At 54.1% G+C, this 11,593-nt stretch carries 10 protein-coding genes; 8 read left to right on the forward strand and 2 right to left on the reverse strand.

What is annotated here, in order from left to right; translation table 11 throughout:
- Positions 1–381: 381 nt before the first annotated feature.
- Positions 382–1,035 carry a TetR family transcriptional regulator C-terminal domain-containing protein gene (locus AC2FIC_RS15175; protein ID WP_496692080.1) on the reverse strand — a complete coding sequence of 218 codons (654 nt, stop codon included), beginning with the start codon at positions 1,033–1,035 and terminating at the stop codon, positions 382–384.
- 109 nt (positions 1,036–1,144) lie between these two features.
- Between AC2FIC_RS15175 and AC2FIC_RS15180 the strand changes: the two genes are divergently transcribed.
- The 8 genes from AC2FIC_RS15180 to AC2FIC_RS15215 all read left to right on the forward strand — a co-directional run bounded on the left by AC2FIC_RS15180 (position 1,145) and on the right by AC2FIC_RS15215 (position 11,238).
- Positions 1,145–2,014, forward strand: coding sequence for an ABC transporter permease (locus tag AC2FIC_RS15180; RefSeq protein ID WP_496692079.1), 870 nt, complete (start codon positions 1,145–1,147; stop codon positions 2,012–2,014).
- A complete protein-coding gene (locus AC2FIC_RS15185; RefSeq protein WP_496692078.1) occupies positions 2,011–2,799 on the forward strand; it encodes an ABC transporter permease in 789 nt (262 codons plus the stop codon). Before AC2FIC_RS15180 ends, AC2FIC_RS15185 begins: the two co-directional genes overlap by 4 nt.
- Entirely contained in the window at positions 2,796–3,893 is a 1,098-nt protein-coding gene (locus tag AC2FIC_RS15190; protein ID WP_496692077.1) for an ABC transporter ATP-binding protein, read from the forward strand. The genes AC2FIC_RS15185 and AC2FIC_RS15190 overlap by 4 nt, the downstream gene beginning before the upstream one ends.
- Positions 3,894–3,910: 17 nt before the next feature.
- Entirely contained in the window at positions 3,911–4,972 is a 1,062-nt protein-coding gene (locus tag AC2FIC_RS15195; RefSeq protein ID WP_281973932.1) for an extracellular solute-binding protein, read from the forward strand.
- A gap of 61 nt (positions 4,973–5,033) precedes the next feature.
- On the forward strand, positions 5,034–7,094 hold the full coding sequence (locus tag AC2FIC_RS15200; RefSeq protein ID WP_496692213.1) for an oxidoreductase: 2,061 nt from the start codon (positions 5,034–5,036) through the stop codon (positions 7,092–7,094).
- Positions 7,094–8,326 carry an aromatic ring-hydroxylating oxygenase subunit alpha gene (locus AC2FIC_RS15205; protein ID WP_496692076.1) on the forward strand — a complete coding sequence of 411 codons (1,233 nt, stop codon included), beginning with the start codon at positions 7,094–7,096 and terminating at the stop codon, positions 8,324–8,326. The genes AC2FIC_RS15200 and AC2FIC_RS15205 overlap by 1 nt, the downstream gene beginning before the upstream one ends.
- On the forward strand, positions 8,319–9,881 hold the full coding sequence (locus AC2FIC_RS15210) for a trimethylamine methyltransferase family protein (protein ID WP_496692075.1): 1,563 nt from the start codon (positions 8,319–8,321) through the stop codon (positions 9,879–9,881). The genes AC2FIC_RS15205 and AC2FIC_RS15210 overlap by 8 nt, the downstream gene beginning before the upstream one ends.
- Positions 9,874–11,238, forward strand: coding sequence for an aminotransferase (locus AC2FIC_RS15215; protein WP_496692074.1), 1,365 nt, complete (start codon positions 9,874–9,876; stop codon positions 11,236–11,238). The genes AC2FIC_RS15210 and AC2FIC_RS15215 overlap by 8 nt, the downstream gene beginning before the upstream one ends.
- Positions 11,239–11,365: 127 nt before the next feature.
- Here AC2FIC_RS15215 and AC2FIC_RS15220 read toward each other — a convergent pair.
- A partial coding sequence (locus AC2FIC_RS15220) for a hypothetical protein (protein ID WP_496692073.1) occupies positions 11,366–11,593 on the reverse strand: 228 nt, incomplete at its 5' end.

The raw sequence follows: 11,593 nt of genomic DNA on the forward strand, positions 1-11,593 counted from the left end.
TCAGCTGATGGTGTATTGGACTGAGTCTGTGTGAAAACTCTGGATGATGTATGCTTTTCGGCAAAGGCTGGAGGCATGTATGTCGAGATTTATCGCAGGCGCCGAGCGAAGTCAGTCGATGCTTTTCCCGACCAGCTTGAAGATTGGACCAACGGGTGCGTAGCCACACCACGACGTCAATAATGCTGCAAAACCTCACTTTGTTGCGCATCTCGGACTACAAAGTTTAATTGTGAAAGTCCGCTAATAGCGCACAGCGGACGTCGAGATTTTTCAATAGCTAGGTGGATGCTACTTGGACGCTAGAGGCCTCACCAATACCAGTAGTTGCTTTCCAGGAAGAGGCATTGTTTCCATCTCAAACCTGAGCGTCGTGAAGGCTCACAACTTGAATTTTCCTGGAAAAAGCCCGCCTAAAAATCTTCGAATAAGTTCAGCAGAGCGTCGTCGCGAAAAAACCTGCATATCGGTAAGGTAATTTACCCACATACCTTCCAGTAAGGCCAACGTTCCGCTAGTGGCATCATTCACCAAGTTCGGGTCATGTCCGTTTTGTTGGGCTATCTCCGTGAACGCACGCCGCAAAGTCTCGACAAGTTTGGGATCCTGAGTGCTGCTGTATCGGGCAATACCTGGGTGTGAGCTCGCGATGCCTCGGAATGCATGCCAGATTTTCGTACTTCGTGGATTGAGCAAAGCTTCGGACAGATCCGCCTCGATCACAGCCATCACTCGCTCTTCGGGCGATGCATCCGAGCCCAGATCGGTCATTCTGTCCATCTCGGCATAATACTCGGTACTGAAATGCTGGGCCGCTGCGGTCAGCAAATTGTCCTTCCCCCCGAAATGCAAATGGATCATTCCGCGCGACAGACCTGAGCGCTCGCAGATGCGACTGACCGAGGTATCGGTGACTCCAATATCAGCAATAGTATCCAGTGTCGCCTTGATCAGAAGCTGCCTGTTGGCTTCTGGATCGCGCTTCGAGCTACGTTTTCTTCCTTTAGGCTCTGTCACTCTATTCAATGATTCCATCAGCTTAGGGTCTTCTCATATGGGTGGCTCACAGGAAGATTGACACGAAAGGCCTTTCTGGCGCAACATTAAATGGACGATCGTCCATTAGAGACTCGTAAGTACCGAGATGGGAGATAGGGTGATTTTTCGTAGCGAAGCGTCCCGGGGTTATACCCTCAGCGCACCAGCCACGGCATACGTGGGGTTTCTGGTGGCGGCGCCTTTGGTGATCCTGATCGCCTATTCGTTCTGGACCCAAACCTACGTAACGCTCGACAAGACACCGACGCTGAAAAACTATAGCGACGCGTTTGCCGATCCGCTGGTTCGACATTTAATGCTAAGGTCGATCTGGATTGCCGGAGCAGTTACGGTAGTCACTGTCGCACTGGCCTATCCCATCGCGTACTTCATCGCGATGAAGGCCCGGAAAAAGACCATCTGGCTTCTGCTCATCACCATTCCGTTCTGGTCCAGCTACCTCCTGCGCGTATTTGCCTGGAAACTCATCCTTGGGTTCAACGGGGTGATGAATTCTGCACTATTGATGCTTGGTCTGATCGACGAACCGCTCGACTTCTTGCTCTATAATGAATTCGCCGTCGTGCTGACGCTTGCTCATGCCTGGGCACCTTTTGCGATCCTGCCAATCTATGTCTCGTTGCAGAAGATCGATCCAAGCTTGTTGGAGGCTGCCACCGACCTCGGCAACAGTCCTTTGCAACGCTTCATGCGGGTGACGCTGCCGTTGACCATCCCAGGGATCATTGCTGCTTGCCTGATCATCTTCATTCCGACTGTCGGTGACTACGTGACCCCAGCGCTGGTCGGCGGATCGGACGGGAAGATGATTGCCAATCTTATTCAGGTGCAGTTCGGGGCCGCCAACAACTGGCCTCTCGGCGCCACACTGTCGCTGATCGCGATGCTGTCGGTCGGTTTTGTCGCTATCGTGTTTGTCATTACCGCCACCCAGCTTGGGAGGAGGATCAGATGAGACGCCCCTCGACCCTGACAGCCTATGCTTTTCTGTATTTGGTTTTTCTGTACCTGCCGGTTCTTTTCCTACCTTTGTTCTCGTTCAACAGCGGTACAATCGTTGCCTTTCCGATCAAGGGCTGGACGCTGGACTGGTATCAGAAGCTGGGCGAGCAGGATACTTTGATCCAGGCCCTTTGGAATTCACTTGGCGTCGGCACGGTCGTCGCACTTCTATCCACTGCTATGGGGCTGTTCGCTGCCCGCGCCTTTGTTCGATACCGTTTTCGGGGTCAGCGTGCTGCTGAAGGTTTGGTGATGCTGCCTTTGGTCATACCTGGCATTATCGTGGCCTCGTCAATGCTGGTCCTGTTTCTGTTTCTCGGTCTCAAGCCGTCTTTGCTGACCGTTGTTCTGGGCCATACGTTTCTTGCGCTGCCATTTTCCGTCTCGATCTTGAAGTCCGCGTTCGATGACTTCGACGCGTCGCTGGAAGAGGCATCTTACGATCTGGGCGTCGGCGTGTTCGAAACCTTTCGTCGCGTGACGCTGCCGGTCGTTTCCCCCGGTATCGTAGCCAGCATGCTGGTCACTTTTACAGTCAGCTTCGATGAGTTCGTCCTGGCCTTTTTCCTGTCAGGCAACCAGCCAACCCTGCCGGTCTATATCTGGAGCCAGATCCGTTTCCCCGCCAAGCTTCCAAACGTTTTGGCTTTGGGTTCTATCCTGCTGCTAACCTCGGTTCTGCTTTTGGTGCTGGCCGAGTACTTCCGCCGCCGCTCATCCGCATCAGAGGTCCGATGACAGACAGAAACATCATAGAACTCAGGGGCGTCGAAAAGCGCTATGGCACATTCCTGGCGGCCAGCGGGATCGATCTCGATCTCAAAGAGGGCGAGTTTTTTTCACTCCTCGGCCCCTCGGGATGTGGCAAAACCACGGTATTGCGGATGATCGCGGGCTTCCAGGAACCGACCGAGGGTACCGTGCTGATCGACGGTCAGGATATGGAAGGTGTGCCTGCCAACAACCGTCCAACGAATATGGTATTTCAGAGCTACGCCATCTTCCCGCACCTGAACGTCGGGAACAACGTGGCCTATGGCTTGCGGGGCAAGGCGCCCAAGGCCGAGATCGAACAGCGCGTAGCCGAGGCCCTGGAAATGGTCGAGCTGGGCGGTCTTCAGGATCGCGGCGCAAGTGAATTGTCGGGTGGGCAGCGGCAAAGGGTGGCGCTTGCCCGCGCGCTGATCATGCGACCCAAAGTATTGTTGCTGGACGAGCCCTTGTCAGCACTCGACAAGAAGTTGCGCGAACAGATGCAGTTTGAAATGCGCAACCTGCAGCAATCCCTTGGCATTACCTTTGTGATGGTCACACACGACCAATATGAGGCGATGACCATGTCCGATCGTATTGGCGTGATGTTCAATGGACGACTCAAGCAGGTGGATACACCAACCACGCTTTACGCCCGTCCTTGTGATCAGCAAGTGGCCAGTTTCATCGGTGAGATGAACATACTGCCTGCCCAATTATCAGGCGAAACAGGCAATATGTTGTCGATCGATGCAGCCGCCTTCGGGCGGATTGAGATTGAGAGAAATCCCAACGTTGCGACCAGTTCTAAAGACATGAACATCGGTATTCGCCCGGAACAATTGGAAATCGCTGCTGAAAAGCCAGAAGACTATCCATCAACGGTTCAAGGCACTGTCAGCAACGTCGCCTTCTATGGCGAGAACATTCACTATCACATTCAGGTTGCGGGAGCCGAAAAGCCAATCTCGGTCTCGGTTCCCAACTACTTTCACACGGTCGATTTCAAACGCGGCGACGCAGTTTGGCTGGGGCTTCAGGGGGCAAGCGTGATCGATCTAGGTACAGACACAAAGTAAAATAGTGGGAGGATAAAATGAGAGTTCAGGGAATTGCGGCCTTCGCATGTGCGACGGCGATAAGTACGGGAAGTGCCATAGCAGGTGGCGCTGATCTAACGGTTTTTGACTGGTCGGGATATGAAGACCCCGGGTTCTTTGCCAGCTACATGGAAAAATACGGGGATGAGGCGCCAAGCTATTCCTATTTCGGAAGTCAGGAGGAAGCCTTTACGAAACTGAGTTCGGGTTTCACGGCTGATCTGGCGCATCCTTGTTCTGACGCGGTCCGGAAATGGGTCGCAGCCGATCTGATCCAGCCGCTCGATGAAAGCAAGCTGACCAATTGGGCCGATGTTTTACCTGAGATTAAGGAAGTCGACGCCATCGTCCTGGACGGCCAGCTTTACATGTTGCCGTTCGAGTGGGGGAACACGGGTCTTATCTATCGCACCGACAAAATCTCGGGGGATGATATCTCGCTGCAATTGCTGGCTGACCCGGCCTATGCAGGTAAGATCGCGATCCCGGATGCGGCGTCGTCTGCATATGCCCTGGCTGCGCTGGCCACTGGAAACGCTGATGATTACACAAATCTGAGCGATGAGCAGTTCAAAGAAGCATCGGATTTCCTGCGCTCAATCCACCCAAACATGCGCTTTTACTGGTCCGATGCGGGTCAGTTTGATCAGGCCATGACCAGCGGTGAGATCGAAATGGGTTGGGCCTGGAACCAGTCCGAACTGAACCTGATCTGGAACGAAGTGCCTGCCGCCATGATGCGTGACGTCGACAAAGGTATCGCGACTTGGGCGTGTGGCTACGTGCATCTGAAGTCTTCCACGACACCGGTCGATCAGGTCTATGATCTGTTGAACGCGCTCACTGATCCTGCAAGCGGCCAATACATCATCGACAACTGGGGTTACCCACATTCCAACGCAAAAGCCTTCGAAGTTGCCGATCAAGCCAATATCGAAGCCTATGGTTTTGCCGATCCGAAAAGCTTCTTCGAAAGCAGTTTGTTCTTTGACGCGGTGAACCCCGAGTTGGAGGCAAAAATGCTGGCAGAATTTGAACGGATCAAAGCCGGATTCTAACACAACCATATTTCCGGGGCCTTCGGGCTCCGGAACCCAAATATAGGAAAAACGCGTGATTATGTCGGACGCGAACCCATACGCTCTGCTCTTCGAACCGGTTCAGATCGGGCCTGTCACAGCCAGAAACCGCTTTTATCAGGTGCCGCATTGCACCGGACTGGGACACCTCAGGCCACGGGCGGATGCTGCCGTCCGCGGAATGAAGGCTGAAGGTGGTTGGGCAGTGGTTTCCAATCAGGAGACCGAGATACACCCGACCTCGGACTTGTCCCCCTATGCCGAGGGGCGATTGTGGGATGGACGCGATGTACCTGCGTTGCGGCTGATGACAGATGCAGTACATGCACATGGTGCGCTGGCGGCCATCCAGCTGGTACATAATGGCAATCATGCGCAAAACCTGCTGACCCGCGCTCCGGTTCTTGCTCCGTCCGAGATGTCCGTTGATATGACGCATCCCAAGCAGGCGCAGGCCATGGATAAGGCCGATATCCGGGAATTCCGCCGCTGGCATCGCGAGGCCGCCCTGCGCGCGAAAGATGCCGGATTTGACATCATTTACGTCTATGCCGGACACAACATGACTTTGGCGCAACATTTCATGCTGCCGCATATGAACCAGCGTAGTGATGAATATGGCGGTTCGCTTGAAAATCGCGTGCGCCTGACGCGCGAATTGCTGGTAGATACCCACGAAGCTGTAGGCGACAGCTGTGCCGTGGCGTTCCGCTTTGCCATTGATGAGATGGTGGGCGCCGACGGTATGCAGGCCGCAGAAGAAGGCCGTGCCGTGGTCGAGCTTTTGGCCGATCTTCCTGACCTATGGGATGTGAATGTGGCCGACTGGTCCAATGACAGTGCCACAACCAGATTCCAGCCGGAAGATGGTTATCAGAACGCGTTTCTGTCCCACGTCAAACAAATCACGCGGAAACCCGTGGTAGGTGTCGGTCGCCTGACCTCCCCCGATATGATGCTGTCGATGGTCAAGAAAGGTATTGTCGACCTTATCGGAGCGGCGCGACCTTCTATTGCGGACCCATTCATACCGAATAAGATTGAAGAAGGCAGGGTCGACGAAATTCGCGAATGCATCGGCTGCAACATCTGCGTGTCTTCGGACAATCTGGGTATTCCGATCCGCTGCACCCAAAACCCGACCATGGGCGAGGAATGGCGTCGCGGCTGGCACCCCGAGATCATTGCACCGAAAAAAAGCGAGGCGGAAGCACTGGTAATCGGTGGCGGACCCGCAGGTCTTGAGTGTGCCATGCAAATCGCACGGCGAGGATATCAGGTGACCTTGGCCGAAGCCTCAGCTGAATTTGGTGGACGTGTTGCAAAGGAAAGCAAGCTTCCCGGCCTAGCGGCCTGGTCGCGCGTCGTCGACTATCGCCTGAATGATCTGAAACAGCGCGGCAACGTTCAGTTGTTCACCGACAGCAGACTTGACGGCGATCAGGTGGCAGAGCTTGGCGTCGAACACGTCTTTGTCGCCACCGGCAGCCATTGGCGCACCGACGGCATCGGCCGTAGTACGCAGCGCCATATGCCTCAGATCGAGCAAAGCGCCAGAGTGCTGACACCTGATGATATCATGAACGGCATATTGCCTCCGAATGGCCCGGTGATGATCTATGATGATGACCATATCTATTTGGCAGGTGTGATTGCAGAAAAACTGGCAGCTGCCGGATATCCGGTGGTCTTTGTCACGCCGGAGAGTTTGGTCTCTGCTTACGCCGTACATACTTTGGAGCAGCCCCGTATTCAGGCTCGTCTGATCGAACTTGGCATCGACATTCGCTGTAATCAGGTGCTGACCGCGGTCGAAAGTGACATGGCCCGCATCGGATGTGCCTTTACCGGTCGCGAAGCGAGTATTCCCTGTGCCTCGACAGTTCTGGTTACCGAGCGCCAGCGAGAGACAGCGCTTTACGACAGCTTGCGCGGGGTTGGGTTGAAGACCCTCGAACTTTTAGGCGATGCCGCGTCTCCAGGACTGATCGTCGACGCTGTCTTCGCAGGCCACCGTGCGGCCCGCGATTTTGAACGCCCAAAGGCAGAAGCAGACAAGGATTGGTTTCGCCGCGAGATAGTCGATTTGGAGGAAACGTGATGAACAGCCGACCGATTGGGTTAGATGCTTTGATGGCCTCGCACCAGCACGGCCACGCTCTGCCGCGCGGATTCTATACCTCGCAAGACATCTATGACTATGACATCGCCCAGGTCTGGAACCGTAACTGGCTTTGGGCAGGGCATGTCAGCCAAATCCCAAACCCCGGTGACTATTTCCTGTTCGACTATGGCCCGGAGAGCATCATTATTGTTCGCGACCGCGAAGGCGAAGTTCGCGCTCATTTGAACGTCTGTCGCCATCGTGGATCTCGCGTCTGCACTGAACAGTCTGGCAACTCCCGTGTTCTTGTTTGCCCGTATCACGCCTGGACATATGAACTTTCGGGGAAACTTCGTGCTGGCCATAACATGGGGGAACACTTTGACCCATCCAAATTCGGGCTCTTTCCCGTTCAGGTGAGTGTCTTTAAAGGCTTGATCTTTGTGTGTGCCGATGCAAACACGCCATCGCTAGATCCTGTCCTCAGCCAGCTTTCGCCACTCGTCGAACCCTATGGCTTTGACGATCTGAAAGTGGCGCATACGGCGTCTTTTCCGGTTCCAGCGAATTGGAAACTGGCGGTTGAGAACTATCTTGAATGCTACCACTGCGGACCAGCACACAAAGAATACTCTCGCTCTCATAGCCTGAAATCGCCACAAGACATGGCTGGCTTGGTCGAGCCGCTAAATGCAAGGGCTTTAGAAGTCGGGCTGACACCTGATGAATTGGCGCTTGTTGGCGAGGCTGCGCCCACCCCATTCACCAGCGGGTATTATCGGCGCTACCCGCTTTACCAAGGTTACAAAACCGGCAGCAAATCGGGTGAGGCACTTGCGCCATTGCTTGGAACGCTGAAAGGCTTCGACGGTGGCGCAACTGACTTTGATATTGGCCCATTGAATTGGTTCCTGATCTATTCGGATCACATGGTAGGCTATCGCTTTATTCCACGTGGTCTACAAGAAACCGACATTCAGGTGGTCTGGCTGGTTAACGCTGATGCCGAAGAAGGCCAAGATTACAACAAGGAAGACCTGACCTGGCTTTGGCATGTCACATCTTTGGATGACGAACGCATCATTCGGCACAACCAGTCCGGCGTTAATTCTCAATACTTCCAACCGGGGCCCTTGGGCGAAATGGAAACCTCGATCCAGGATTTTTACGATTTCTATTTTGCCATGATCCGCTCGGAACCAGAACAAAGGATGGCCGGTAATGGCTGAGGTAAAATCACGCCGTCGCGGTGGTGGTGGGCGCGCCGCGCGCATAAAGGTTCAACAGGCGACCACGGGCAATGAGGCCGTGCGTGGGGGATTAAGTGGCGGCCGCTATAAGCCGCTTACCCCAACAGATATGGAGAACATCCATCAAGCGGCACTGACCGTTCTGGAAAAAACCGGCATTACCGACCATTTCCCGGAATTACTTGATCTGGTGCTGCCCAAGGGCGCGGTGATGAATGATCTAAATCGGCTGTGCTTCCCCCGCGCACTGATGGAAGACATCCTGGCTAGTGCTGCCAAGGAGTTTTACCTCTATGCCCGCGGAGAGCGTGAAGGCAAAGACGACATGCATTGCTCGGCGGAGAGCGTCTATTTCGCCAACTCCGGCACCGCCGTGACCACCTTCGATTCCGAAACTAAATCTTATCGCCCTTCGATCCTGCGCGATGTCTATGATTTCACCCGTCTGGTGGACCGTTTGGACAACATCCATATGCTGGGCGACACGGTTTTGGCCACCGATGTGACTGATGATTTCGCTCATGACATGAACACCATTTATGCCATGCTCGCAGGCAGCCAAAAACCTGCCTGTCTGACCTTTCGCGACCGCAGCCATATTCCGCATGCCATCCGCATGTTTGATTTTGCTCAAGGTGGCGAAGGGGCTTTCATGAAAAAGCCAAGCGTCATATTTGGCGGCTGCCCTATGGTTTCCCCCTTGCGGGTCGGCAAGGAAAACATGGAAATCCTGATTGATACCGCCAAGCTAGGCCTGACGGTTGATCTGGCGGTGCCTCCTCAGGCCGGGGCGACAGCCCCTGCGACGCTTGCGGGAACATTGGTGCAAACCGTGGCCGAAACGCTGGCCTGCGTTGCCATCGTAAACCTCATCACACCGGGCTGTCCGGTCTGCTTTGCCGCCTGGCCCTTCATCACTGACCTGCGCAGCGGGTCGTTCACCGGCGGCAGTGGCGAACAGGCTCTGATCGGGGCCGCAGCCATTCAGATGGGTAACTTTTATGGCCTTCCAACCTCTGTCGGCGCAGGCATGACCGATGCCAAGATACCCGACGCGCAATACGGGTTGGAAAAGGCACTAACCTTCACGCTTGCCGCTCATGCCGGTGCCAATCGTTTGTGCGAGTTCGGGGGTATGATCGGTAGCCTGATGGGATGCAGTTTTGAAAGCATGGTCATCGATGACGAAGCGGGCGGTATGATCCTGCGGTCGTTGCGCGGGATTGAAGTCACGGATGAAACCATGGCGGTGGATGTGATCCATCAGTGTGCCATCGACCCTGGTCATTTTCTCGGCAACCCGCACACACTGAGCTATATGAACAGCGAATTCGTCTACCCACGGCTCATGGATCGTGAGCGCACGGACACATGGGAAAACGAAGGCAAAACTGATCTGCTGGACCGCGCCCGTGACAAGGCCAATTCCATTCTCGACAGCCATTTCCCCAACTACTTCGGCGCTTCAGACGCTCAGGTGCGCGAAGAGTTCCCAATTGTGATGAGCACAGAAAGCATGGCCCGCCGTGGATAACTCTAACGTCAAGCACTGGGACAACGACCATTTCCTGCACCCGTGGGAAGGAATGGCAACTTTGGGCGAAAACGATCGGACATTTATCGAAGGTGCCAGCGGCATCCATGTCATGAACGAAAAAGGCGAACGCTTGATCGACGGACCGGGAGGCATGTGGTGCACCCAGATCGGTTATGGCCGAGAAGAGATGGCCGAGGCCATGGCTGAGCAGGCTCGAAACCTTGCCTATTTCTCACCCTTTAACAATTCCAACTCGACTACTGCGCGGTTCGCGTGCGAAATCGCTAAACGTGCGCCGGGCGATTTGAACAATGTCTTTTTTACCACTGGCGGCTCCACCGCAGTTGATACGGCCATCCGGTTTGTTCATTTCCGCAACAACCTCTTGGGACGCCCCGAGAAGAAGAAAATCATTTCAAGGCAAAAAGCTTATCATGGAAGCACTTTTTTGGCGGCCAGCGTCAGTGGAAAAGAGCGTGACAGGCTTTGGCTCGACAAGGCGGATGACCTCGCACATTTCTTGCCAGACGTGAATCCGCTTTATCGTGCGCCTGGTCAAAGCGAAGAGAGCTTTCTGAAAGAGAAAGTTTCGGACCTGGAAAACGCCATTGTGGCGCTTGGCCCAGAAAATGTTGCCGCTTTTATCGCCGAACCGGTTCTTGCCTCTGGTGGCGTGATAGTGCCGCCGAAAGGGTATCACGAAAGTTGCCTAAACATCTGCAAGAAGTATGATGTTCTATACATTTCCGACGAAGTAGTGACCGCTTTCGGGCGATTGGGCCATTGGTTTGCGTCAGAAACAGTCTTTGGCATTCAGCCAGACATAGTCACCTGCGCCAAAGGAATGACATCTGGGTATGCGCCGATGGGTGCCGCTATTATCTCGGACAGGCTAATCGCCGATATTGCGGGAAAAGATGCAACCTTTTCTAATGGCTACACCTATTCTGGCCACCCGGTCAGCGCAGCCGCTGGTCTGAAAAGTATGGAAATTATTGAACGGGAAAAGCTTCTCGAACACGTTCGAAGGGTCACTCCGATTTTTCAGGATCAGCTACAGCAGTTGGGTCAGATTGACATCGTTACCGATGTGCGCGGCATGGGGTTGATGGGATGCGTTCAGTGCTCAGTCGATGGTGATCCCCAGAGCGATCTGGGGTGCGACTACGAGATTGGTAGCCAGATCGATTTCGAATGCCAGAAACGTGGGTTATTGGTTCGACCTGTGATCAACATGTGTGTTCTTTCACCGCCCCTAATCATTAGCGAAAGTGAAATTGAGCAAATGTTTGCTGTCTTGCGAAAAGGGCTTGAAGCGACAAGTGCGTGGCTCAGCGGGATTAGAGGCCAATGAATTGCTTGCGCTATTGTTGCGAAAGCCCGGAGGCCGCCATTTCAGCGTATTGTCGTATGCTCCACGATCTCCGCCAAAACCGTTCGGCCTTGGCGGTTTTGAAGAAGGTTTTGACAGCGACGGTTTCCTACGGGTTGGCATTATCTATTACGGGTCTGTCACAGTGTTTTTCTCGTACTTCTTGCTTCCACGGTGCTTCCAGTTGTGATGGCGCAACGCAAAAGCCCGCTCCGGCACGGTGTGTAATATATTGATATTGTGTAGTGATTTTGGTTGCAGGAGTAGGGTTTGAACCTTTGGCCTTCAGGTTATGAGCCTGACGAGTTGAAGAGGTTAGCAATTGATCCAGTGGATC

Source organism: Ruegeria sp. CDSC079, assembly GCF_059610505.1.

Coding starts and splice junctions, on each gene's coding strand:
- AC2FIC_RS15190 (WP_496692077.1), top strand. CDS start 2,796: ATGACAGACAGAAACATCATAGAACTCAGGGGCGTCGAAAAGCGCTAT.
- AC2FIC_RS15195 (WP_281973932.1), top strand. CDS start 3,911: ATGAGAGTTCAGGGAATTGCGGCCTTCGCATGTGCGACGGCGATAAGT.
- AC2FIC_RS15175 (WP_496692080.1), bottom strand. CDS start 1,035: ATGGAATCATTGAATAGAGTGACAGAGCCTAAAGGAAGAAAACGTAGC.
- AC2FIC_RS15180 (WP_496692079.1), top strand. CDS start 1,145: ATGGGAGATAGGGTGATTTTTCGTAGCGAAGCGTCCCGGGGTTATACC.
- AC2FIC_RS15205 (WP_496692076.1), top strand. CDS start 7,094: ATGAACAGCCGACCGATTGGGTTAGATGCTTTGATGGCCTCGCACCAG.
- AC2FIC_RS15185 (WP_496692078.1), top strand. CDS start 2,011: ATGAGACGCCCCTCGACCCTGACAGCCTATGCTTTTCTGTATTTGGTT.
- AC2FIC_RS15210 (WP_496692075.1), top strand. CDS start 8,319: ATGGCTGAGGTAAAATCACGCCGTCGCGGTGGTGGTGGGCGCGCCGCG.
- AC2FIC_RS15200 (WP_496692213.1), top strand. CDS start 5,034: ATGTCGGACGCGAACCCATACGCTCTGCTCTTCGAACCGGTTCAGATC.